Source organism: Cellulomonas algicola, assembly GCF_019024305.1.
Taxonomy (GTDB): domain Bacteria; phylum Actinomycetota; class Actinomycetes; order Actinomycetales; family Cellulomonadaceae; genus Cellulomonas; species Cellulomonas algicola.
Map to the genome: position 1 here is coordinate 1 of NZ_JAHKSJ010000032.1, position 23,149 is coordinate 23,149.

Consider the following 23,149-nt stretch of genomic DNA (forward strand, 5'->3'; position numbering starts at 1 on the left):
CTGCCGCTGCTGCTGGCCGACGAGTACTTCACCGGCGCCGTCGCCAACGGCGTCGAAGCCTGGCGGCGCGTGGTGTCGGGCGCGGCCCTGCACGGCGTGCCGACCCCGGCGTTCTCCTCGTCCCTGGCGTACTACGACGGGGTCCGCGCCGAGCGGCTGCCCGCGGCGCTGATCCAGGCGCAGCGCGACTTCTTCGGCGCCCACACCTACCGCCGCACCGACAAGGACGGCACCTTCCACACCGCGTGGTCCCTCGACCGCACCGAGCAGGACGCGTGAGCGAGCCCGTCTCGACCACCGCCGCCCCGGGCACGAACCGGGGCGGCGGTGGTCCGCTCCAGCCGGTCATCCTCGGCGCCGACATCGGCGTCTACGCGATGGCCCGCTCGTTCCACGAGGCCTACGGCGTGCGGTCGGTCGTCGTCGCGGGGGCCGCGCTCGGTCCCGTCGCGCACTCGCGGATCGTCGACCACGAGATCGTCGCCGACGGGCACGACCCGCGGCAGCTCGTCGACCGGCTGCTCGAGGTCGCGCGCCGCATGCCCGACCGTCGCCTGCTGCTCATGGCGAACTCGGACTGGCTCGTCCGGGTCGTCGTGCAGCACCGCACGGAGCTCGAGCCGTACTACGTCGTGCCGTTCCTCTCGCAGGAGCTGCTCGACCAGATCTCCGACAAGGCGACGTTCGCGGAGATCTGCGAGCGGCTCGACATCTCGGTGCCGCGCACGATCGTCCAGGACTTCACGTCCGCCGACGAGGCCGGCTGGGCGCCCGCACCCGTGGACCTCGACTACCCGCTCATCGCGAAGGCGGCGAGCAGCGCGGACTACCAGGACGTCGAGTTCGAGGGCAAGAAGAAGGTCTTCGAGATCGCGACGCCCGACGAGCTCGTGTGGTTGTGGGGTGCGCTGCGTGCGGCCGGCTTCCGCGGGCGGTTCGTCGTGCAGGAGCTCGTGCCCGGGGACGACACGCAGATGCGGTCCATCACCGCGTACGTCGACAGCCGCGGCGAGATCACGCTGCTGTGCAGCGCGCACGTGCTGCTCGAGGAGCACACGCCGTCCGGCCTGGGCAACCCGGCCGCGATGATCACCTACCGCGACGACGCGATGCTCGACCAGGCCCGACGCTTCCTCACGTCGACCGGCTACCGCGGCTTCGCGAACTTCGACGTCAAGGTCGACCCGCGGACCGGGCTGTTCCGGTTCTTCGAGGTCAACCCGCGGATCGGGCGGAACAACTACTACGTGACGGCCGCGGGAGCGAACCCCATGCGGTTCGTCGTCGAGGACCACGTCGAGGGCCGGGCCGTCGAGCCGGTCGTCGTCGAGCGCGAGGTCCTCTACTCGATCGTGCCGCACCGCTTGCTGCTGAAGTACGTGCGCGAGCCGCAGCTCGCGGCGCGCGTGCGCCGGCTCGTGCGGTCCCGTGCCACGGCGCACCCGCTCGCCTACGGCAAGGACCTGTCGCCGCGCCGTCGGGCGTACGTCTGGGCTGCGAAGCTCAACCAGGTGCGCAAGTTCCGCCGGTACTACCCGGAGGTCACGGACACCGGCTTCTGAGCCGGACCGTCCGGTCCGCGCCGTGCGTCGTGCGGATCCCGGCGCGACGGACGACCACGACGACGGCCCGCCCGCGATCCTCGCGGACGGGCCGTCGTCGTGTCAGGGGGCGAGCGGTTGCCGGGACCACACGGACCGGGGTGGACGAGCGGGTCAGCCGAGCTCGCTGGTGCCCGCGTACAGGTGCAGCACGGGCACCTGGAGGTCTTCGCGGGCCCGCGACGCCCAGTCGCGGTGGAACGTGTCCTCGAGCGCGTGCGGATAGGTGACGACGGCGACCTCGCGGACCCCGCCCGCGGCGACGGCCGCACGCACGGCGGGGATCGGGTCGTCCTCGGTGATCTCGCCCGTCGCCGTGCGCCCGGCGGCGGTGAACGCGGCGACGCTGCCCGCGAGCTGCTCGGCGGCGGTCGCGCGGGCCTCGCGGACGCTCGGCTCCTTGCCGCGTGCGCGGTCGAAGGCCTCGCGCAGCTCGCCGAGGCTGAGGTTGTCGATGATCGTCGAGAGCAGCGGGCGGTCGCTGTCGGCGGGGACGAGCACCCGGTACGCGAGCTCCTCGCCGTCGTGCAGCGACAGCAGGTGCTCGACGTCGGACGCGGTCAGGGTGTCCTCGACCAGGACCAGGATCGTGTCGGTCACGCGCCGAGCCTAACCACCTGCCACCGTCCCAGCAGCACACCGTCGCCGTGCAGCAGGTGCAGCGGCCGCAGGTGACGTGCGGGCTCGAACCAGTCGGTGCTGTGCACGATGCGCGGCGCGGGGCCGCCGACGAGCAGCGGGCTCGTCGTCACGCACAGCTCGTCGACCAGGTCGGACTCCAGCAGCTGACCGAGGAGCGTGGGCCCACCCTCCGCGAGCACGTGCGACAGGCCGCGGGCGCCGAGCGCGGCGAGCGCGACCCGCAGGTCGACGACACCGGCGTCGGACTCGGTCACGATGACGCGCTCGGGACCGATCTGCTCGCGCAGCGCGTCGAGGCGCGGGCTCGCGCTCGTCGTGACGACGATCGGGGGCCGCTCCTCGTCGAGCAGCCCCGGCGGCAGGTCCCCGCTCGCGCTCACGATCGCGAGCTCGACCTCGGGGGCCCGGCCGAAGGCACGGCGCGCCTCGGCGAGGCCGTCGGGCACGTCGAGCGCGGTGTAGCGCTCGACCCGGGCCGTCTGCGCGCCGACGAGCACGACGTCGGCGAGCGCCCGCAGCGTCCGGAACACCCGGAAGTCGGCACGGTCGTTGATCGTGCCGCTGCGCTGGTCGACGCCGGTCGCGGCGCCGTCGACCGAGCTCACCATGTTGACCCGGACGTGCACGCCGCGCGGTGGGTCGACGGGCAGGCGGTCGGTGAAGAGGGCGAGCAGCTCGGCCTCGTCGGGGCGGGGCTCGAGGCGCTCACCGGCGCGTTCGAGGGGCAGCAGGACGTCGAGCGGGGGCAGGTCGTCGGTCTCCAGCACGGCCTTCACGCTAGGCCAGGTCGGCGGGGCAGGACAGCCGGGGCGGTGTGGGAAACCGCACGTCAGGCGGGCAGGCGGCCGGTCGCGCGGTCGTGCGGGCCCAGGACGTCGGCGAGCGCGGCGACCTCGCCGACGACGACCACCGCGGGGTTGCCGACGCCACGCGCGGCGGCGCGGTCGGCGATGTCCGCGAGCGTGCCGACGGTCGTGCGCTGCCCGGGCAGCGTGCCGTTCTCGACGACGGCGACGGGCGTCGCGGGGTCCTTGCCGTGCGCGACGAGCGTCGCGGCGTGCTCGGCGAGCCGGCCGACGCCCATGAGCAGCACGAGCGTGCCGTCGAGCGCGGCGATCGAGGGCCAGTCGGGCGCGCTGTCGTGCGCGGACAGGATCGTCACCTGGCGGGACACCCCGCGGTGCGTGACGGGGACGCCGGCCACGCCGGGGACGGCGATCGCGCTCGTCACGCCCGGCACGACCTCGACGGGCACGCCCGCCGCGAGGCAGGCCTGCACCTCCTCGCCGCCGCGGCCGAGGACGAACGGGTCGCCGCCCTTGAGCCGGACCACCCGCAGGCCGCGCAGGGCGCGCTCGACGAGGACCTCGTTGATCTGCTCCTGCGTGAGCGTGTGCGAGTGCGGGGACTTGCCGGCCTCGACGACCTCGACGTCGGGGTCGAGCGTGTCGAGCAGCGCGCGCGGTGCGAGGCGGTCGACGACGACCACGTCGGCCTCGGCGACGGCGCGCCGGCCACGCGTCGTGACGAGACCCGGGTCGCCCGGACCGCCCCCGACGAGCGTGACGGTGCCGACGGGGTCGCGGCGGTGGTGCCGCAGCGGGAGCTCGCCGGTGTCCAGGAGCACCCGGAGCGCGGAGCGCAGGGCGGCGGCACGGCGCGGGTCGCGGCCCGTGGACACGGCGACCGTCACGTCGTCGACGCGCGCAACCGCGGGCGTCCATGCGGTGGAGCGAGCGGCGTCGTCGGCACGCACGCACCAGGTGCGCGCCGCCTCGGCGTCCGCGGCGACGGCGTCGTCGACGGCCGGTTCACCGGTCGCGGTGTGCACGAGCCACGCGCCGTCGAGGTCGCCGGTCGCGTACTCGCGCTCCGCCCAGTGCACGAGCCCGCGCGCGACCGCATCCGCCAGGTCCTCGCACAGGCGCGGCGCGACGACCAGCACGTCCGCGCCGTCGTCGACGAGCCGCGCCACGCGCCGCGCCGCGACGGGACCGCCGCCGACCACGACCACGCGCCGCCCGGCGACGTCCAGCAGCAGGGGATGACGAGGCATGTCGTCCAGTCTGCCGGTCGCGGGCGGCGCGTCCGTCATATGCCGGCTCCGGCGAGCCAGTCGTCGTCGGCCGCGCTGGGCGGCGGCGTGGGCGTGAGGCGGTCGAGCAGCGTCGGGCCGATCATCCCCGCGGCGAGCGTCGTCCCGTCGGCGGGGTCGACGACCAGGAAGCCGCCCGTGCTGCGGTGCGTCGCGTAGTCGTCGAGGACGACGGGCTCGGCGAGCCGCAGCCGCACGCGACCGATCGCGTTGAGCGTGAGCGCGCGCGGCGCGGTGTCCGACGACGTGTCGGTCGCGTCGACCGTGTACTGGGTGTCGACGCCGTCCCACACCTCGACGGTCTGGGTGTCGATGTCGAGGCGGGCGTTGACCTCGCGCAGGAGCGCCCGGACGGTGCGCGTGCCGACGCGCACGAGGACGCGCGCGCCGAGGACGCTGCGCCGCTCGGCGAGCCAGCAGACGGTGCCCTCCAGGTCGGCGCCGACGGTGACCGTCTCGCGCGTGGGCACGAGCACGTCGCCGCGGGCCACGTCGACGTCGTCGGCGAGGCGCAGCGTGACGGACTGCGGCGCGTGCGCCTCGTCGAGCGGGCCGTCGAACGTGTCGATGCCCGTGACGGTGCTCGTCTTGCCGGACGGCAGGACGGTGACGTCGTCGCCGACACGCACCACCCCCGACGCGATCCGGCCCGCGTAGCCGCGGTAGTCCGGGTGCTCGGCGTTGCGCGGCCGGATGACGACCTGCACGGGGAACCGGAACGCCTCGGCGTGCGCGTCGCGCCCGACGGGGACGGACTCGAGGTGCTCGAGCAGCGTCGGGCCGTCGTACCAGGGCGTGCGGTCGGAGCGGTCGACGACGTTGTCGCCGGCGAGCGCCGACAGCGGGACGGCCCGCACGTCGGTCAGGCCGATCGCGTCGGCGTACCGGGCGAAGTCGTCGGCGATGGTGCGGAACGTCGCCTCGTCGAAGTCGACCAGGTCCATCTTGTTGACCGCGAGCACGACGTGCGGGACGCCCAGCAGCGCGGTGATGGTCGCGTGCCGGCGGGTCTGCTCGAGCACGCCCTTGCGCGCGTCGACCAGGACGATCGCGAGCTCGGCGGTGGACGCGCCGGTCACCATGTTGCGCGTGTACTGCACGTGACCGGGGGTGTCGGCGAGCACGAACGCGCGCCGGGCCGTCGAGAAGTACCGGTACGCGACGTCGATGGTGATGCCCTGCTCACGCTCGGCGCGCAGGCCGTCGGTGAGCAGCGCCAGGTCGACGGCGCCGACCTCGGACCCGCCGCGCGCGGCGGTCGCCCGCTCGACCGCGCTCAGCTGGTCGGCCAGCACGGACTTCGTGTCGTAGAGCAGGCGGCCGATGAGGGTGCTCTTGCCGTCGTCGACCGAGCCGGCCGTGGCGAGGCGCAGCAGGTCGCGCTGCGCGTGCACGGTCGGGTCGGAGGAGGCGAGCTCGGTGGTCGTCGTCATCAGAAGTAGCCCTCGCGCTTGCGGTCCTCCATGGCGGCCTCCGAGGCCCGGTCGTCGGCGCGGGTCGCCCCGCGCTCGGTGAGGCGGCTCACGGCCACCTCCTCGATGACGTCGGCGACGGTCGCGGCCGTCGACTCGACGGCACCGGTGCAGCTCATGTCGCCGACCGTCCGGTAGCGGACCGTGCGGGTCTCGAGCGTCTCGCCCGTGCGCGGGCCGCCCCACTCGCCGGGCGCGAGCCACATGCCGTCGCGCAGGAACACCTCGCGCTCGTGCGCGTAGTAGATCGACGGCAGCTCGATCCGCTCGCGCTCGATGTAGCGCCACACGTCGAGCTCGGTCCAGTTCGACAGCGGGAAGACGCGCACGTGCTCGCCCGGCTTGTGGCGGCCGTTGTACAGGTCCCACAGCTCGGGACGCTGCCGGCGCGGGTCCCACTGCCCGAACTCGTCGCGCAGCGAGAACATCCGCTCCTTGGCGCGTGCCTTCTCCTCGTCGCGGCGGCCACCGCCGAACACTGCGTCGAAGCGGTGCGCGGTGATGCCGTCGAGCAGCGGGACCGTCTGGAGCGGGTTGCGCGAGCCGTCGCGGCGCTCCACGACGCGGCCGTCGTCGATCGCGTCCTGCACGCTCGCGACGACGAGCCGCAGCCCGTGCTCCTCGACCGTCGCGTCGCGGTAGGCGATGACCTCGGGGAAGTTGTGGCCCGTGTCGACGTGCATGACCGCGAACGGCACGGGCGCGGGCCAGAACGCCTTGCGCGCCAGGTGCAGCATGACGATCGAGTCCTTGCCGCCCGAGAAGAGCAGCACGGGCCGCTCGAACTCGCCGGCGACCTCGCGCATCACGTGGATCGCCTCGGACTCGAGCGCGTCCAGCTGGGTCAGGCGCTGGGTCGGTCGCTGCGAGGGTGCCGCCGCGGTGGGGGGAGCCGTGGCCTCAGTCGTCATGTGTGCAGACCGCATTCCGTCTTGGAGGTACCGGACCAGCGTCCGGCCCGCGGGTCCTCGCCCGGGGCCGTCGCACGCGTGCAGGGGGCGCAGCCGATCGACGCGTAGCCGGCCTGCCGCAGCGGGTTCAGCACGACGTGGTGCTCGGCGACGTAGGCGTCCACGTCGGCCTGCGTCCACGCCGCGATCGGGTTGAGCTTGACCTTCGACCGCTTGGCGTCCCAGCCGACGACCGGGATGTCGGTGCGGGTCGGGGCGTCCTCGCGGCGCATGCCCGTGACCCACGCGGTGTACGGGGCGAGGCCGCGCTCGAGCGGCTCGACCTTGCGCAGCGCGCAGCACAGGTTCGGGTCGCGGTCGTGCAGGCGCGGGCCGTGCTCGGCGTCCTGCTCCGCGACGGTGCGCAGCGGCAGGACCGTGCGGAGCCGGATGTCCGTGAAGTCGGCGTAGTAGTCGCGCGTGCCGATGGTCTCGGCGAAGTGGTAGCCCGTGTCGAGGAAGATGACGTTCGCGCCGGGGACCGCCTTCGCGACGAGGTCGACGAGCACCTCGTCGCCCATCGACGACGCGACGACGAGGTCGTCGCCGAACGTGCGGCCCGCCCACGCCAGGATCTCGCTCGGGTGCGCACCCTCGAGCTCGCGGCCCGCCTGCTCGGCGAACGCGCGCAGCTCGTCGGGCGTGAGGTCGGCGATCGCGGGGGTCGCGGTGCTCATCGGTCTCCTCCCGTCGGGGCTGCCGGGGTGGTGGTCGCGGCGGACGCCAGGCCGACGAACCGCAGCGCGAACGCGCGGGCGCACGACCGGCACTCCCACTGGCCGTGCGTCTCGCCCGCGGGCCACAGGTCCTCGCTCGCGCAGAACGGGCAGTAGTACGGGACGGCGCGCTGTCCGGAGTCGGTCATCGCAGGTCCTCCTCCGCCGCGCGCTGCACCCACTCGGCGAAGAGCTCGCCCTCGAGGCGCTGCTCGTCGAACTTCCGCGTCACCCGCTCGAGGTAGTCGGGGAGCTCGGACGACGGGACGCGCAGGCCGCGCAGCGTCTTGCCGAGCCCGCTGGTGAGGCCGAGCCCGCCGCCGAGGTGGACCTGGTAGCCCTCCTCGCCGCCCGCGAGCGCGCCCTTGAGGCCGATGTCGGCCGTCTGGATGCGCGCGCACGAGTTGGGGCAGCCGTTGACGTTGATCGTGATCGGCTGGTCGAACGTCGGCAGGCGCTGCTCGAGCTCACCGATGATGAGCGCCGCACGGGCCTTCGTCTCGACGATCGCGAGCTTGCAGAACTCGATGCCCGTGCAGGCGATCGTGCCGCGACGGAACGTCGACGCGTTGCGGACCTGCAGCCCGAGCGCCTCCAGGCCCTCGACGAGCGCGTCGACGCGGTCGGCGGCGACGTCGAGCACCACGAGCTTCTGCTCGGTCGTGAGCTGCACCCGGTCGGACCCGGCGGCGTCCACGAGGTCGGCGACGGCGTCGAGCAGCGGGCCCGACACGCGCCCGACGGTCGGGGCGGCGCCCACGTAGAAGCGGCCGTCCTTCTGCGGGTGCACGCCGACGTGGTCGCGGCGGCCGGTCGGCGGCGGGGGAGGAGCGGGACCGTCGGCCATGGTCCAGCCGAGGTACTCCTCCTCCAGCACCTGCCGGAACAGCTCGGGCCCCCAGTCGGCGAGCAGGAACTTCAGGCGGGCACGCGTACGCAGCCGGCGGTAGCCGTAGTCGCGGAAGATGCTCACGACGCCGACCCACACGTCGGGGATCTGCTCGAGCGTGACGAACGCGCCGAGCCGCTTGCCGAGCATCGGGTTGGTGGACAGCGCGCCGCCGACCCACACGTCGAACCCGGGACCGAGCTCGGGGTGCACGACGCCGACGAACGCGACGTCGTTGATCTCGTGCGCGACGTCCTGGTGCGGCGAGCCGCTGACCGCCGTCTTGAACTTGCGGGGCAGGTTCGAGAACGCCGGGTCGCCGATGTAGCGGCGGTGGATCTCCTCGATCGCGGGGGTGCCGTCGACGATCTCGTCGGCCGCGACGCCCGCGACGGGGGAGCCGATGATGACGCGCGGGACGTCGCCGCACGCCTCCTGCGTCGTCAGCCCGACGGACTCGAGGCGACGCCAGATCTCCGGGACGTCCTCGATGCGCACCCAGTGCAGCTGGATGTTCTGCCGGTCCGTGATGTCCGCGGTGTCGCGGCCGAACTCGCGCGAGATGCCCGCGACCGTGCGGAGCTGGCCCAGCGTGAGGGTGCCGCCGTCGCAGCGGACGCGCAGCATGAAGTACGAGTCCTCGAGCTCGTGCGGCTCGAGCGTCGCGGTCTTGCCGCCGTCGATCCCGGGCTTGCGCTGGGTGTACAGGCCCCACCAGCGCATCCGACCGCGCAGGTCGTCACCGGGGATGGAGTCGAAGCCCTGCTGGGCGTAGATCGTCTCGATGCGGTGGCGGACGTGGAGACCGTCGTCCTCCTGCTTGAGCTTCTCGTTGCCGTTGAGCGGCTCGCGCTGCTCGTCGAACGCCCACTGGCCCTCGTGGCGAGCGGCGGGCGGGGCGATCCTGGTCTGCGCCATCGGGCGCTACCTCCGGGGGATCGTGGACGTGCGTGCTGCACCCACCGCCGGGGGGACGGGACTCGGGGCGCAGACCGCGCGCCCGAGCGTGGGGGACGTGGGGCGGGGTCAGTCTCTCCGCGGACAGCAGCACATCGACATGGCCGGGCCCGCGGCGGCGCAGCAGCACCGACACATGGCGGGGGACCCGGTCGCGATCACCCGACGAGGCTGTCAGACGAACGGGTGACACGGGAGAAGGCTTCCGCATGGTGAGACGAGCGCATCGGCATGTGGGACGGACGTCCAGTCCGGGTGTAGAAGCCGCGCGAACGCGCCTGCCCACGTGCCCAGCAGTGACACCGCTCACCCCCGCGCGTGCGTCCCGGATGCCGGACGTAGGCTTGTCCGTCGTGACAGCCGTCGACCCCGCCGCCCGCCCCGGTGGCGCGCACCCGGGACCGGCCTCGCTCACCGAGCGCACCCCCGTCGTCCCGCCCGAGCGGCTCCTCGCCGAGCTCGTCCCGCCGCGCCACTTCGCCGGTGAGTCGTTCGACACCTACGTGCCCGACGCGGCGCACCCCTCGCAGCGCGACGCCGTCGACCGCCTGCGCGCGGTCGCCCGCACCATCACCGACGGGGCGTCCGGTCGTGGCGGCCTGTTCCGGCGGGCGTCCCGGCGCACCGCGCCCGCCGTCTACCTCGACGGCGGCTTCGGCGTCGGCAAGACCCACCTGCTCGCGTCCCTCGCGCACGCCGTCGGCACCCAGGACGCCGCGTTCGGCACGTTCGTCGAGTACACCAACCTCGTCGGCGCTCTCGGGTTCCTGCCGACCGTCGAGGCGCTCGCGGGCAAGAAGCTCGTCTGCATCGACGAGTTCGAGCTCGACGACCCCGGCGACACCGTCCTCATGTCCCGCCTGCTGCGCGAGCTCGCCGACCGCGGCGTCGCGCTCGCCGCCACGTCGAACACGCTGCCCGAGTCCCTCGGCGAGGGCCGGTTCGCCGCGGACGACTTCCTGCGCGAGATCCAGGCGCTCGCCGCCCGGTTCGAGGTGCTGCGCGTCGACGGGCAGGACTACCGGCACCGGTCCGTCGTGACCGACGCCGAAGGGCTCGCCGACGCCGAGGTGCAGCGCGCCGTCGCCGACGTCCCCGGCGCGACGCTCGACGCGTTCCCCGCGCTGCTCGACCACCTCGCCCGCGTGCACCCCAGCCGGTACGGCGCGCTGCTCGACGGCGTCGAGCTCGTCGGCCTCACGGGCGTCGCGCCCGTGCCGACGCAGGACGTCGCACTGCGCCTCGTCGTGCTCGTCGACCGGCTCTACGACCGCGACGTGCCCGTGCTGCTGGGCGGCGGGGGCGAGGACGACCTGTTCTCGGCCGAGATGCTGCGCGGCGGCTACCGCAAGAAGTACTACCGCGCCCTGTCCCGCCTCGGCGCGCTGGCCGCCGACGGCGCGGCCCGCGTCACCGCCTGACGCGGCGGTCCGGGGGCGTCGCGGGCGCGCGCCCGCGCGCAACGGCACCGGACGCCGACGGTCAGTCCGCCAGGGCGGGCACGAGGACGGCGACCGAACGGGCGGGGATCATCACGTGCGGTTCGCTGCCCGGCTCGAGCGTGCACGGCTCCCACGCGGCCGCGACGTCCAGCGGCGCGTCGGAGGGGAGCGGCACGCGGGCCTCGGCGTCGGTGAGGTTGACGACGACACGCGCCGCGCCACGGTGCAGCACGAGCACGCCCTGCCACGGACCGTCGGAGGAGTCCGGGCCGTCCCACGTGAGGTCGGTCGCGGCCAGGTCGCCCGACGCCAGGACGGGGACGGACCGGCGCAGCGCGATCAGCTCGCGGTACCAGTCGAGCAGCCGGTCGTGCGGCGGCTCGGAGCGCTCGGACCGGTCGAGGACAGACCGCCGGAAGGTCGCCTCGTCCTGCGGGTCGGGCACCTCGACGGGTCCGCCGTACAGGTCGGCCCAGCCGTGCCCGCCGAACTCCGAGCGGCGTCCCTCGCTCACGAGCCGGCCCAGCTCGGGGTCGGGGAACGACGTGAAGAACTGGAACGGGGTGCGCGTGCCCCACTCCTCGCCCTGGAACAGCATGGGCGTGAAGGGGGACAGGAGCAGCAGGGCGGCGGACCCGGCGAGGGTGCCGGCGTCGAGGCGTTCGGCGGGCCGGTCGCCGATCGCGCGGTTGCCGACCTGGTCGTGCGTCTGCGTGCTGACGACGAACCGGTGCCCGTCGGTCCCGCTCGGGACAGGCCGGCCCCACTCCCGGTCGCGGAACGTCGAGAAGCCGCCGTCGTGCACGAACACGCGGGTCATCGCGTGCCGGAGCGTGGCGGGCGTGCCGAAGTCGACGTAGTAGCCGTGCCGCTCACCGGTCAGCAGCGCGTGCAGGGCGTGGTGCACGTCGTCGGCCCACTGCGCGGTCATGCCCCAGCCCCCGGTGGGGGTGGGGGCGACGCTGACGACGTCGTTGAGGTCCGTCTCGGCGACGAGCGACAGGGGCCGGTCGACGCGCTCGGACAGCGCGGCGACCTCGTCGGAGAGCTGCGCGAGCAGGTGCTGCTTCGAGTCGTCGCGCAGCTCGTGGACGGCGTCGAGGCGCAGCGCGTCGACGTGGAAGTCGCGCAACCAGCGCAGCGCGCTGTCGACGATCCACCGGCGCACGACGTGCGCACCGGGCTGGTCGAGGTTGATCGCGGAGCCCCACGGCGTGTGGTGGGCGTCCGTCGCGTACGGGCCGAACAGGCCGGTGTAGTTGCCGGACGGGCCGAGGTGGTTGTGCACGACGTCGAGGCAGACCGCGAGCCCGAGGCCGTGCGCGGCGTCGACGAACCGCTGCAGCGCCTCCGGGCCGCCGTAGGCGTCGTGCACGGCGTACAGCCCGACGCCGTCGTAGCCCCAGCCGCGCGGCCCGTCGAACGGCGCGACGGGCATGAGCTCGACGACGTCGACGCCGAGCGACACGAGCTCCGGCAAGGCGTCAACGGCGCTGTCGAGGGTCCCGCCCGGCGTGAACGTGCCGACGTGCAGCTCGTAGACCACGCGTCCGCGGACGTCGAGCCCGCTCCACCCCTCGTCGGTCCACGTGAACCGGCCGGGATGGAAGACGCGGCTCGGCCCGTGCACGCCGTCGGGCTGCCACGCGCTGCGCGGGTCGGGCAGAGGACCGCCGCCGTCGAGCGCGAACGCGTAGTCGGTGCCGTGCGACAGGTCGCGCTTGACGGTCCACCAGCCGTCGCCGTCGGGGAGCATGCCGAGGCGTTCGCGCGTCTCCGGCAGCACGAGGTCGACGCTCCGGGCGTCGGGTGCCCACACGTGCGGGCGCACGCGTCAGCCCTCCGTCCGGACGAGCAGCGCGACGGGCAGGCGGTCGAGCAGCGGACCGACCTCGCGTACCCCGCCCGTGACGGGCCGGTCCGTCAGCACGTCGAGCCACTCGCCCTCGGGGAGGGCGACGGTGTGCTCGCCCCAGCCGCCGAGACGGTCGACGGACGCCTGGAGGCGCGTCGCGACGACGGCGACCCGCGGGTCGCCGCCCACCGTCCGGGCGTACGTGAGGCTGTGCCCCGACGAGTGCGCGAGCGGCACGTAGCCGGCCTCGGGCCCGACGAACGCCTCGGGCACGTCCCGGCGCAGCCGCAGGGCGCGTGCCGTGACGAGCAGCTTCTCGTCGGCGAGGTCGCGCGGTCCGGCGCCGTCGTCGAGGCGGGCGAGCCGCGCTGCGAGCGCGTCGTGGTCGACCGGCCGGCGGTTGTCGGGGTCGACGAGGGTCGGCTCGGGGACCTCGGTGCCCTGGTAGACGTCGGGCACGCCGGGCAGCGTGAGCTGCACGAGCTTGGTGCCGAGCGTCGCCGCGCGCACCGCGGGTCGCGTGCGCACCTCCCACGCCGCCATCAGGTCACGGACGGTCGGATCCTGGAGCGCCGCTCGGGCGGTGTCGAGGACCGCGCGCTCGTACGCCTCGTCGGGCGCGGTCCACGTCGTGCGGGACTTCGCCTCGCGGATCGCCTTGGTCAGGTACTCCGTGAGCCGGTCGGCCGCGATCGGGCCGTCGGGCGTCCACGTGCCCGCGAGCGTCTGCCACAGCAGGTTCTCGGTGCGCCCGTCGAGCAGCGTGCCGCGGAAGAGCGCGGACGCCGCGCGCAGCGCGTCGACGAGGGCCGACCACTCGAGCGGCAGCTCCGACAGCACGCCGAGCCGTGCGCGCGTGTCCTCGCCGCGCTTGGTGTCGTGCGTCGAGAGCGTCGTCATCCCGAGCGGCGACGACACCTGCAGGTCCGCGGCCCACGCCGCGAGGTCCGTGGGGGTCAGCGCGAACCGCTCGGGCTCGCCGCCGACCTCGCACAGGCCGACCAGGTGCGTCCAGCGGTAGAACGCGGTGTCCTCGACGCCCTTCGCGGTGACCGCGCCGCACGTCTGCTGGAAGCGCACGATCAGCTCGTCGCGACGCCGACCGCGGGTGAGGCCTGCGCTGCCGACCTCGCGCCCGAGCAGCAGGTCGACCAGCACGTCCATCGTCTCGCCGCGCTCGGGGGACAGGCGCGCGCGGGCCTCCCGGGCAGCCGCCTCGACGACCTCGACGGACTCCGCCGGCACGTGCTCACCCGGCACGACGTACGCGCGGTAGCGGTCGAACGCGACGAGCAGCTCGACCAGGCACTCCTCGAGCGCGCGCCACGTGTGGTCGCGCAGCCGCAGGTCCTCGGTGCAGATGTCGGCGGCCAGGGCCGTGAGGCGGTGGACCTCCGCGTACAGCGGACCGTCGACGATCTCGCGCTTCGCGTGCTCGGCGATCGACGCGAACGCGTCGGACGTGTCGCCCGTGAGGCGGTGCATGGTCCCGGCGAGGACCGCGGCGCCGCCCGGGTCGACGAACGTCTGCTGGATGCGCCACAGAGCGTCGTAACCGGTCGTGCCCGCGGTGTCCCAGTCGCCCGGGAGCCTCTCGTCGCCCTGCAGGATCTTCTCGACGACGACCCACGCCTGGCCGCTCGCCTCGCGCAGCCGCGCGAGGTAGCCCGTCGGGTCCGCCAGGCCGTCGGGGTGGTCGATGCGCAGTCCGTCGAGCGTGCCGTCGGCGACGAGGTCGAGGACGAGCCGGTGCGTCGCGTCGAACACCTCGGGGTCCTCGACGCGCACCGCGACGAGCGTGCCGACGTCGAAGAACCGCCGGTAGTTGAGCTCCTCGTCCGCGACCCGCCAGTAGGCCAGCCGGTAGTGCTGCCGCTCGAGCAGCTCGGCGAGCGGCAGCGCCTCGGTGCCCGCCCGCACGGGGAAGACGTGGTCGTAGTAGCGCAGCACGGGCCGCACGCCCTCGCCGGGGATCTCGGCCTCGTCGAGCTGGAGCTCGCCGCGCGCCAGGACGGCGCCGATCCGGTCGCCCAGCACCGGCATGAGCACGTCGCCGCCCCCTGCCGACCAGTCCACGTCGAACCACGACGCGAACGGCGACTCCGCACCCTTGTCGAGCACCGACCACAGCGGCCGGTTGTGCCAGACGGGCGTCGGCACCGCCATGTGGTTCGGCACGATGTCGAGGACCAGCCCGAGCCCGGCCTCGTGCGCGACCGCGGACAGCCGGCGCAGCGCCGCGAGCCCGCCGAGCACCGGCGACACCTCGTCGTGCGCGACGACGTCGTAGCCGTGCGTCGAGCCCGGTGCCGCCGTGAGCACGGGGGACAGGTAGACGTGCGTGACCCCCAGCGCGGCCAGGTACGGGACGCGCGCGGCGACGTCGTCGAGCGTGAGGTCCGCGCCGAGCTGCACGCGGTACGTCGACACCGGGACGGGACGTCCCGGTCCCGGCAGCCGACGGGCGGGCGTCGGGCGCGAGGCCGAGGTGCGGGCCTCGGTCATGCGCCGGGCGCCTTGCGCGAGCGTCGGCGCGGCTCGTCGCTGTCGGCCGTCCGGCCGCTGTCACCCTGCCGGCGCACGCGCGCCGCCTCGTGCGACGCGTCCGCGACGACCCCGATGCCCGACGCCGACGGCTTCGTCTGCAGCGGCGGGCGCGTGAGGACGACGACCGAGTGGTGCGCGAGCGTGACGTCCTGGCCCGCGTCGAGCGTCTCGCCCGGCGCGACCTGCGAGTCGGTGTCGAAGACCGCCGTCCACGAGTCGCCGTACCGGTGCGACGGCACGACGAACGTCTCCGCCTCCGGCTCCCCGTTGAACAGCACGAGGAACGAGTCGTCGACGATCTCCTCGCCGCGCATGTCCGGCTCCGCGATCGCGTCGCCGTTGAGGAACACCATGACCGCGCGTGCGAGGTCGCTGTTCCACTGCTCGGGGCTCATGTGCTCGCCGTTCGGCGCGAGCCACTCGATGTCCTTGAGGTCCGACCGGTCGGCCTCGTCGGGCTTGCCCGCGAAGAACCGGCGGCGACGGAACACCGGGTGGTCCTGCCGCAGCCGCACGACGCGTCGCGTGAACTCGAGCAGGCCCGTCTGCCGTTCGTCGAGGTCCCAGTCGACCCACGACAGCTCGTTGTCCTGGCAGTAGACGTTGTTGTTGCCCTGCTGCGTCCGGCCCAGCTCGTCGCCGTGCAGGATCATCGGGATGCCCTGCGACAGCAGGAGCGTCGCGAGGAAGTTGCGGCGCTGGCGGTAGCGCAGGTCCAGGACGTCGGCGTCGTCCGTCGGGCCCTCGACGCCGCAGTTCCACGACCGGTTGTGGCTCTCGCCGTCGGCGTTGCCCTCGCCGTTCGCGTCGTTGCGCTTCTCGTTGTAGGACGTGAGGTCCGCGAGCGTGAAGCCGTCGTGCGCGGTGACGAAGTTGAGGCTCGCGATCGGCCGGCGGCCCGTGTGCTCGTACAGGTCCGACGAGCCGGAGATGCGGCTCGCGAACTCGCCGAGCGTCGACGGCTCGCTGCGCCAGAAGTCGCGCACCGTGTCGCGGTACTTCCCGTTCCACTCCGACCACAGCGGGGGGAACCCGCCGACCTGGTAGCCGCCCTCGCCGACGTCCCACGGCTCCGCGATGAGCTTGACCTGCGAGATGACGGGGTCCTGGTGCACGAGGTCGAAGAACGCGGACAGGCGGTCGACCTCGTGGAACTGCCGGGCGAGCGTCGCCGCGAGGTCGAACCGGAAGCCGTCGACGTGCATCTCGGTGACCCAGTAGCGCAGCGAGTCCATGATGAGCTGCAGCACGTTGGGCGAGCGCATGAGCAGCGAGTTGCCCGTGCCCGTGGTGTCGAAGTAGTGCGCCTGGTCGTCGTCCACCAGCCGGTAGTAGTTCGCGTTGTCGATGCCGCGGAAGCTCAGCGTCGGGCCCAGGTGGTTGCCCTCGGCGGTGTGGTTGTAGACGACGTCGAGGATGACCTCGATGTCGGCCTCGTGCAGGGCCTTGACCATGGCCTTGAACTCCTGCACCTGCTGGCCCGTCTCGCCGTACGCCGAGTACTCGTTGTGCGGCGCGAAGAACCCGATCGTGTTGTAGCCCCAGTAGTTGGACAAGCCCTTGTCCTGCAGGACCGGGTCGTTGACGAACTGGTGCACGGGCATGAGCTCGACCGCGGTCACGCCGAGCGACACGAGGTGCTCGACGACCGCCGGGTGCGCGAGGCCCGAGTACGTGCCGCGCAGCTCCTCCGGCACCGCCGGGTGCAGCTGCGTGAGGCCGCGCACGTGCGCCTCGTAGATGACGGACTCGTGGTACTGGTGCTGCGGCGGCCGGTCGTGGCCCCAGTCGAAGTACGGGTTCACCACGACGGACTTCATCGTGTGCGGCGCGGAGTCGTCGTCGTTCGTCGCGGTCGGGTCGTCGAACCGGTACGTGTAGAGCGACGGGTCGTTGTCGACCTGCCCGTCGATCGCCTTCGCGTACGGGTCGAGCAGCAGCTTCGACGGGTGGCAGCGCAGCCCCTGCGCGGGGTCGTACGGCCCGTGCACGCGGTAGCCGTACCGCTGCCCGGGGCCGACCGCGGGCAGGTAGCCGTGCCAGACGAAGGCGTCCACCTCGGTGAGGTCGACGCGCGTCTCGGTCCCGTCCGCGTCGAAGAGGCAGAGCTCGACACGTTCGGCGACCTCGGAGAACAGCGCGAAGTTCGTCCCGGTCCCGTCGTAGGTGGCGCCCAGGGGATAGGGGCGTCCCGGCCAGATCAGCATCCGCCCAATGTGCCAGCCGCACGCCGATCCGGCGCGGGGGAGCAGGGTGGACTTGCGCACACCCCGAGCCGTTGCGGGAACGCGCCTGACCTGCTGCGCTGGGCACGGTGCCCGCACGCCGACGGGACACCTGAACGTCTCCCCAGGAGGTCGTCGTGTCCGGTCGGGTCGTCGTCGTGGGGGCCGGCCTGGCCGGTGCCAAGACCGTCGAGGCGCTGCGGGAGGGCGGGTACGACGGCCGCGTCACGCTGCTCGGCGCCGAGCCGGACCGCCCGTACGAGCGGCCGCCGCTGTCCAAGGGCTACCTGACGGGCAGCGAGGAGCGCGACTCCGCGTTCGTCCACGAGCCCGGCTGGTACGCCGCGCACGACGTCGACCTGCGGACCGGCACCACGATCACCGCGCTCGACCTCGGCGCGCGGGACGTCGTCGACGACGCCGGCACCCGGACGGGCTTCGACCACCTCGTCCTCGCGACGGGCTCCGAGCCGCGCCGGCTCGGCGTCCCCGGGGCGGACCTCGACGGCGTCGCGTACCTGCGCACGCTCCCCGACAGCGACCGCCTGCGCGCGGCGCTCACGCCGGACCGGCGTGTCGTGGTGGTGGGCGGCGGCTGGATCGGGCTCGAGGTCGCCGCGGCGGCGCGCGGCGCCGGGGCGCACGTCACCGTGCTGGTCCGCGACGTCCTCCCGCTCGTCGGCGTCCTCGGACCCGAGCTCGCCGATCTCTTCGCCGGTCTGCACCGCGAGCACGGCGTCGACCTGCGCACGCGCGCGGAGGTCGCCGAGATCGTCGCCGCCGGAGACGGCACCTCGGTCGGCGGGGTCGCGCTCGAGGACGGCACGGTCGTGCCCGCGGACCTCGTCGTGGTCGGCATCGGCGCGGCACCGCGCACCGCGCTCGCCGAGGCAGCCGGGCTGCACGTCGAGGACGGCGTGGTCGTCGACCAGCACCTGCGCTCGTCCCACCCCCAGGTGCTCGCCGTGGGCGACATCGCCCGTGCGGCGCACCCGCTGCTCGGGACGCACGTGCGCGTCGAGCACTGGGCGAACGCTCTCAACCAGCCGACCACGGCCGCCGCGACGATCCTCGGCCGCGACGAGCCGTACGACCGGCTCCCGTACTTCTTCACCGACCAGTACGACCTCGGCATGGAGTACGTCGGGCACGCGCCGCACGGCGGGTACGACGAGGTGGTCGTGCGGGGCGACCTCGCGGCGCGCGAGCTCGTGGCCTTCTGGCGACGCGGGGGGCGCGTCGTCGCGGGCATGAACGTCAACGTGTGGGACGTCGTCGACGACGTGCAGGCGCTCATCCGGTCGGGCGCTGTCGTCGACCGCGACCGGCTGGCCGACCCCGACGTGCCGCTCGGCTCGCTCACGGCCCCCTGACGGCCGACGTCGGAGGCGGCGGCTAGCCTGACCCCTGCCCGACGCCTCCCACCGAAGGAGAACGACCGTGGTGCTCATCGGCGCCCACGTCCGCGACGCCGACCCGGTGGCCGCCGCCGCCGAGGTCGACGCCCAGGCCGTCCAGATCTTCCTGGCCGACCCGCAGGGCTGGAAGAAGCCCGTGCCGCGCGACGACGCCGACGCGCTCGTCGCGAGCGGGCTCGGGATCTACGCGCACGCGCCGTACCTCGTCAACGTCGCGTCGACCAACAACCGCATCCGCATCCCGAGCCGCAACATGATCGCGCAGCACGCGGCCGCCGCCGCCGGGCTCGGCGCACGCGGGCTCATCGTGCACGGCGGGCACGTCGGTGACGGCGACGACGTCGCGGTCGGCATCGACAACTGGCGCAAGACGTTCGAGCGCGCGACCTACCCCGTGCGCGTGCTCGTCGAGAACACCGCGGGCGGCGAGAACGCGTGCGCCCGCACGCTCGACCGGTGGGCGATGCTCTGGGACGAGATCGGCGGCTACGACGTCGGCGTCTGCCTCGACACGTGCCACGCGTGGGCCGCGGGCGAGGACCTCGAGACGATCGTCGACCGCCTGCGCGCGATCACCGGGCGCATCGACCTCGTGCACGCCAACAGCTCGCGCGACGAGGCCGGGTCCAGCCGCGACCGGCACGCGAACTTCGCGACCGGGACCATCCCGCCCGAGCTCATCGCGCACGTCGTGCGGGAGGCCGGGTGCGACGCGGTCGTCGAGACGCCCGCCGAGCGGCAGGCCGAGGACATCGCGTTCCTCCGGGCGGCGCTCGCGGGCTGACCCGTCACGGCGCGCGTCAGATCGGTGAGGCGTCCGCCGTGACGTCGGGGACCGCCGCCTCGGTCGCCAGCGCGACGGTCCGGACGCGCTCCGCGAGCTCGTCGACGGCGCGCACCTGGTCGTCCGCCTGGGCGCGCAGGCCGGCAAGCCGTGCGCGGTCGAGCCGCAGCGTGCCCGACCAGACCTCGAGCGTCGCCCACAGGGACCGCTTGCCCGAGATGCCCGAGCGCAGCGCCTCGAGCTCGAGGTGCAGCGACAGCGGCGACCTCGACGTGAGCCGGCCGTTCACCTTGAGCCGACCCGCGTGCTCCGCCGCGACGGCCGCCGCGGGCTTCCACGGCGACAGCCGCAGTCCCAGGTGCTCGGCGAGCCCGCGCACGACCCGCCGCTCCTGGCGCAGCTCCTCGAGGAGCCGCAGCAGGACCGGCTCGGCCGACGTGCCCGCGTACCGCTCGACCATCCACCCGACGCGCGAGATCACGCCCGACGCGCCCGTCAGGTGGTCGCTCAGGTAGATCTGCACCAGGCGGAGGTCGACCGGTGGTGTGGTGTGCTGCCCCACGTCAGCGCAGCCGCGACGCGAGGAGCTGCTTGCCCTGCTCGGCGCCCTTGCGGCTCTCGCCCTGGGCCCGGCGGAAGAACTCCGCGAGCTCGGTGTCCCCGTCGCGCTCGGCGTCCTGGGCGTACGTCTCCAGCCGCAGGACGTTGTCGAGGCAGGTCTGGGTGAACCACAGGATGTTGTAGTCCTTGTCCTTCGTGCCGGTCAGCTGGCCGGACTCCTGCTCGAAGCTCATGGTGCGCACCTCCGCGGCCCCGTCGGGGCGTCGTCGGGTGGGCGGCCGGACCGCCCGCGGGCTGCTTCTCCACCCGACGTCCATCGTCGGCCCGTGCGTGGCGAGCCGCGACCGGTGCCGTCAGGACGCGGGGGCCGGGAGCGGGTTCGCGGCGAGCGCCCGGGCGACGGCCACGAGGTTGCCCGCCATGGCGGGACCGGTCGACGCCGACCAGTCGTGGCCGTGGTCGGTGTCGCGGTCGTCCGGTCCGGGGCCAGGTCCCTGGTTCCCGTACGTCCACGCCTGCGGCGGGATCGTGAACCCGATGTCGCCGAGCCCGCCGACGATCTCGGAGATCACGTGGTGCGCGCCGTCCTCGTTCCCGGTGACGACGACGCCCGCGACCCGGTCGTACGCGACGGGCCGGTCCTGGTCGTCGGTCTCGGAGATCATCGCGTCCATGCGCTCGAGCGCGCGCTGCGCCCACGACGACGGGTGCCCGACCCACGTGGGCGCCGCCACGACGAGGATCTGCGCGTCGAGGATCGTCGCGCGGCCGTCCCCGGGGCCGGACCGACGGCGTCGGGCACCAGCCCGTGGCGTGCGGGTGCGCGGTGCCGTGCGCGGTGTCACGGTGAGGCGATGAGCGAGAACCTGCCTGACAGCTTCGACCCGAAGCAGCCCGACCTGCCGTCCCTCGGTGCCGACCCGGACCCGCTTCCGCCGGGGCACGAGAGCCAGGCGCCGACGACCGAGCCGCTGGAGGACGACGCGAGCGAGGCCGCCGGCTCCGGCGACGAGGAGCGCGGCATCCCCGGCTGACGGCCGACGGGCCGGCACGCGGCCCTCGTGGGCCACAGCGGAACCCGGCCGGTGCCCGTGCCGGGTCAGCCGAGCGTGACGTCGGCGGCCCGGCGGACGACCGCGTCGTCGTCGGCGCCCTCCGCGCGCCACGCGAGCTGTTGCACGGCCCCGTTCCCGCGACGCAGGACGTCGGCGACGCGCGCCCGGACCCAGTCCAGCTCGCCGGTCGCGACGAGCGCGTCGTGCACGTGGTCGACGAGCTCGGCGACGACGTCCGCGGCGGGCCGCGGCTCACCGGTGGTGGGGCTCACGAGCTCGCCGGTCGTGCCGGAGCGCGCGGCGCGCCACGTCCACGACCGCAGGATCTCGGCGCGCACGGGTGCGGGGTCGGGGTCGGTCCGGACCGCGGTCTCCGCGAGCGCCCGCACCAGGACCGCCTGCAGCACGGCGTCCTGCGGGTCGAGGGACACGTCGGCGACGCGGACCTCGACCGTCGGGTAGCGCGCCGAGAGGCGGGCGTCGAAGTAGATCATCCCGTCGTCGAGCGCCGTGCCGGAGCGGAGCAGCTCGGCGATGACCGCGCGGTAGGTCGCGGCGTCGCCGAACGGGGCGGTCGCGCCGGCCGTGGGCCAGCGGCCCCACACCTGCGAGCGGTAGCTCGCGTACCCGGTGGCGGACCCGAGCCACGACGGGCTGTTGGCGCTGAGCGCGAGGAGCACCGCGTTCCAGGCGCGCAGGTGGTCGATGACGTGCACGCCCTCGTCGTCGTCGGCGACCGCGACGTGCACGTGGCACCCGCACGTGAGCTGCTCGCGGGCCGTCTGACCGAAGCGGGCCCGGATCTCGTTCGCGCGCCGGTCGGGGATGACCGTCGACTCCACGACGTGCGGCGCGGTGCCCATCGCGGCGATGCGCGCGCCGGCCTGGCGGGCGACCGCATCGGTGCGGGCGCGGCCGTCCCGCACCTGCGCGAGGAGGTCGTCGAGGTCGGTGCACGGGTGCGTCGAGACCTCGACCTGCTCCTGCTTGAACTCCTTCTCCAGGTCGCCGCCCGGTCGCGGGTCCGACGGCAGGTCGGCCGCGAGCCGTAGCACCGTCGGCGCCACCGCGTACGGCACGCCGTCGGGCGTGACCAGCAGGAACTCCTCCTCGACACCCATGGTTCGCACGCGGCAAGTGTGGGGGAGCGGCCCGTGCGGCGCTCGGCGAGCGGCTCAGCGGTCCGCGCGGTCGGTGCTGTCGTCGGCGGCGTCGGCGCCGTCGGGGCTGCCGAACGGTGCAGGCTGACGCCGGTACGACGCGACGAGCCGCGCGACGAGCGTCGCGAGGAAGACCTGCGCGAGCAGCGCCTCGAACGTCGCGACGCCGCGTCCCGCGAAGCTCGCGGCGGTGTAGTCGCCGTAGCCGACGGTCGTCAGCGTCGTGAAGGAGAAGTACTGGAGCGACTGCTGGTCCGCGGGCTGCCCGGCCGCGAAGAACGGCTCGGGCAGGAGCCACGCGAGCACCCCGAACACGTTGGCGAAGAACAGACCGAGGATGAGGTACGCGCTCAGCGCCCCGGCGATCGTGCTGAGCGTGACCTCGCGGCGGGTGAGGATCCGCCCGAGGATCGTCACGAGCGTCACGCCCAGCAGAACGCAGAACACGCCGTTGACGACGCCGGTCGCCGGCTCCTGCGGCAGGAGCGTGAGCGCAGCGACCGTGGCGACCGCCGAGACCACGAGCACGACGCGGACGGCGAGCCGGAGCCGCGGCCCGGGACGCGACGTCCGGACCGCGAAGAACAGGGCCCCGAGGTAGCCGAGGACGACGAACCAGCTGGTCCACGGCTCGGCGGTCAGGACGAACACGAGGTACACGACGCACAGCAGGCCCAGCACGACCCCGAAGTCGTCCGGGGGCGCGTTCGCGGGCCGCACCACGCGTCGGGTGCGGCCCGCGGACCCGCCCGGCGACGGGCCCCTCCCGTCCATCGCCGG

At 74.0% G+C, this 23,149-nt stretch carries 21 protein-coding genes and 1 pseudogene; 6 read left to right on the forward strand and 16 right to left on the reverse strand.

Going from position 1 to position 23,149, the window contains the following annotated elements; translation table 11 throughout:
* Together KOV94_RS18660 and KOV94_RS18665 are read left to right on the forward strand one after the other, a co-directional pair.
* A pseudogene (locus KOV94_RS18660) lies at positions 1 to 279 on the forward strand (NADP-dependent phosphogluconate dehydrogenase); the annotation flags it as partial.
* Positions 276 to 1,562 carry a carboxylate--amine ligase gene (locus KOV94_RS18665; protein WP_218052853.1) on the forward strand — a complete coding sequence of 429 codons (1,287 nt, stop codon included), beginning with the start codon at positions 276 to 278 and terminating at the stop codon, positions 1,560 to 1,562. The pseudogene KOV94_RS18660 and the gene KOV94_RS18665, both read left to right, overlap by 4 nt.
* Before the next feature lie 153 nt (positions 1,563 to 1,715).
* On the opposite strand, the gene KOV94_RS18670 is transcribed toward KOV94_RS18665, so the two are convergent.
* The 8 genes from KOV94_RS18670 to KOV94_RS18705 all read right to left on the reverse strand — a co-directional run bounded on the left by KOV94_RS18670 (position 1,716) and on the right by KOV94_RS18705 (position 9,283).
* On the reverse strand, positions 1,716 to 2,201 hold the full coding sequence (locus KOV94_RS18670) for a hypothetical protein (RefSeq protein ID WP_124343132.1): 486 nt from the start codon (positions 2,199 to 2,201) through the stop codon (positions 1,716 to 1,718).
* Positions 2,198 to 3,010 (reverse strand): dihydrofolate reductase family protein, encoded by an 813-nt coding sequence (locus KOV94_RS18675; protein WP_308160657.1) that lies wholly within the window; start codon positions 3,008 to 3,010, stop codon positions 2,198 to 2,200. Before KOV94_RS18675 ends, KOV94_RS18670 begins: the two co-directional genes overlap by 4 nt.
* Before the next feature lie 62 nt (positions 3,011 to 3,072).
* Positions 3,073 to 4,299 (reverse strand): uroporphyrinogen-III C-methyltransferase, encoded by a 1,227-nt coding sequence (gene cobA, locus KOV94_RS18680; RefSeq protein ID WP_225916994.1) that lies wholly within the window; start codon positions 4,297 to 4,299, stop codon positions 3,073 to 3,075.
* Between the two features lie 35 nt (positions 4,300 to 4,334).
* Positions 4,335 to 5,771 (reverse strand): sulfate adenylyltransferase subunit 1, encoded by a 1,437-nt coding sequence (locus tag KOV94_RS18685; RefSeq protein ID WP_218052856.1) that lies wholly within the window; start codon positions 5,769 to 5,771, stop codon positions 4,335 to 4,337.
* The gene (gene cysD, locus KOV94_RS18690) at positions 5,771 to 6,721 is read right to left on the reverse strand and encodes a sulfate adenylyltransferase subunit CysD (RefSeq protein WP_218052857.1); all 951 of its coding nucleotides are present in this window, start codon (positions 6,719 to 6,721) and stop codon (positions 5,771 to 5,773) included. Before cysD ends, KOV94_RS18685 begins: the two co-directional genes overlap by 1 nt.
* Positions 6,718 to 7,437, reverse strand: coding sequence for a phosphoadenylyl-sulfate reductase (locus tag KOV94_RS18695; protein WP_124343127.1), 720 nt, complete (start codon positions 7,435 to 7,437; stop codon positions 6,718 to 6,720). The genes cysD and KOV94_RS18695 overlap by 4 nt, the downstream gene beginning before the upstream one ends.
* Entirely contained in the window at positions 7,434 to 7,625 is a 192-nt protein-coding gene (locus KOV94_RS18700; protein ID WP_124343126.1) for a hypothetical protein, read from the reverse strand. The genes KOV94_RS18695 and KOV94_RS18700 overlap by 4 nt, the downstream gene beginning before the upstream one ends.
* Positions 7,622 to 9,283: a nitrite/sulfite reductase gene (locus tag KOV94_RS18705; RefSeq protein WP_124343125.1), complete on the reverse strand. Its 1,662-nt coding sequence runs from the start codon at positions 9,281 to 9,283 to the stop codon at positions 7,622 to 7,624. The genes KOV94_RS18700 and KOV94_RS18705 overlap by 4 nt, the downstream gene beginning before the upstream one ends.
* A 368-nt stretch (positions 9,284 to 9,651) precedes the next feature.
* Here KOV94_RS18705 and zapE point away from each other — a divergent pair, with 368 nt between their 5' ends.
* Positions 9,652 to 10,743, forward strand: coding sequence for a cell division protein ZapE (gene zapE, locus KOV94_RS18710; protein WP_371852365.1), 1,092 nt, complete (start codon positions 9,652 to 9,654; stop codon positions 10,741 to 10,743).
* A gap of 61 nt (positions 10,744 to 10,804) precedes the next feature.
* On the opposite strand, the gene treZ is transcribed toward zapE, so the two are convergent.
* From treZ to glgX, 3 genes are read right to left on the reverse strand one after another with little or no spacing between them, the layout of a single operon-like run.
* Positions 10,805 to 12,595 (reverse strand): malto-oligosyltrehalose trehalohydrolase, encoded by a 1,791-nt coding sequence (treZ, locus tag KOV94_RS18715; protein ID WP_218052858.1) that lies wholly within the window; start codon positions 12,593 to 12,595, stop codon positions 10,805 to 10,807.
* 3 nt (positions 12,596 to 12,598) lie between these two features.
* Positions 12,599 to 15,124, reverse strand: a complete 2,526-nt coding sequence (gene treY, locus KOV94_RS18720; RefSeq protein WP_218052859.1) for a malto-oligosyltrehalose synthase — start codon at positions 15,122 to 15,124, stop codon at positions 12,599 to 12,601.
* Positions 15,121 to 17,373, reverse strand: a complete 2,253-nt coding sequence (gene glgX, locus KOV94_RS18725) for a glycogen debranching protein GlgX (protein ID WP_218052860.1) — start codon at positions 17,371 to 17,373, stop codon at positions 15,121 to 15,123. The genes treY and glgX overlap by 4 nt, the downstream gene beginning before the upstream one ends.
* A gap of 155 nt (positions 17,374 to 17,528) precedes the next feature.
* On the opposite strand from glgX, the gene KOV94_RS18730 reads away from it, so the two are divergent.
* Positions 17,529 to 18,764 (forward strand): NAD(P)/FAD-dependent oxidoreductase, encoded by a 1,236-nt coding sequence (locus KOV94_RS18730; RefSeq protein ID WP_218052861.1) that lies wholly within the window; start codon positions 17,529 to 17,531, stop codon positions 18,762 to 18,764.
* Positions 18,765 to 18,831: 67 nt separating this feature from the next.
* Positions 18,832 to 19,593 carry a deoxyribonuclease IV gene (locus KOV94_RS18735; protein WP_200829722.1) on the forward strand — a complete coding sequence of 254 codons (762 nt, stop codon included), beginning with the start codon at positions 18,832 to 18,834 and terminating at the stop codon, positions 19,591 to 19,593.
* Between the two features lie 16 nt (positions 19,594 to 19,609).
* Here the strand turns inward: KOV94_RS18735 and KOV94_RS18740 are convergent, their stop codons facing one another.
* The 3 genes from KOV94_RS18740 to KOV94_RS18750 all read right to left on the reverse strand — a co-directional run bounded on the left by KOV94_RS18740 (position 19,610) and on the right by KOV94_RS18750 (position 20,999).
* Entirely contained in the window at positions 19,610 to 20,155 is a 546-nt protein-coding gene (locus KOV94_RS18740) for a hypothetical protein (protein WP_218052862.1), read from the reverse strand.
* A 1-nt stretch (position 20,156) separates the two neighbouring features.
* Positions 20,157 to 20,387: a hypothetical protein gene (locus tag KOV94_RS18745; protein WP_124343118.1), complete on the reverse strand. Its 231-nt coding sequence runs from the start codon at positions 20,385 to 20,387 to the stop codon at positions 20,157 to 20,159.
* 120 nt (positions 20,388 to 20,507) lie between these two features.
* Positions 20,508 to 20,999, reverse strand: a complete 492-nt coding sequence (locus KOV94_RS18750; RefSeq protein WP_308160659.1) for a flavodoxin family protein — start codon at positions 20,997 to 20,999, stop codon at positions 20,508 to 20,510.
* Positions 21,000 to 21,008: 9 nt separating this feature from the next.
* On the opposite strand from KOV94_RS18750, the gene KOV94_RS18755 reads away from it, so the two are divergent.
* Positions 21,009 to 21,188 carry a chromosome partitioning protein gene (locus tag KOV94_RS18755; protein WP_124343116.1) on the forward strand — a complete coding sequence of 60 codons (180 nt, stop codon included), beginning with the start codon at positions 21,009 to 21,011 and terminating at the stop codon, positions 21,186 to 21,188.
* Positions 21,189 to 21,253: 65 nt separating this feature from the next.
* Here KOV94_RS18755 and KOV94_RS18760 read toward each other — a convergent pair whose 3' ends face one another.
* Positions 21,254 to 22,330, reverse strand: a complete 1,077-nt coding sequence (locus KOV94_RS18760) for a carboxylate-amine ligase (RefSeq protein ID WP_218052891.1) — start codon at positions 22,328 to 22,330, stop codon at positions 21,254 to 21,256.
* A gap of 54 nt (positions 22,331 to 22,384) precedes the next feature.
* Complete coding sequence (locus KOV94_RS18765) at positions 22,385 to 23,143, reverse strand: potassium channel family protein (RefSeq protein WP_225916995.1); 759 nt, start codon at positions 23,141 to 23,143, stop codon at positions 22,385 to 22,387.
* Positions 23,144 to 23,149: the final 6 nt, after the last annotated feature.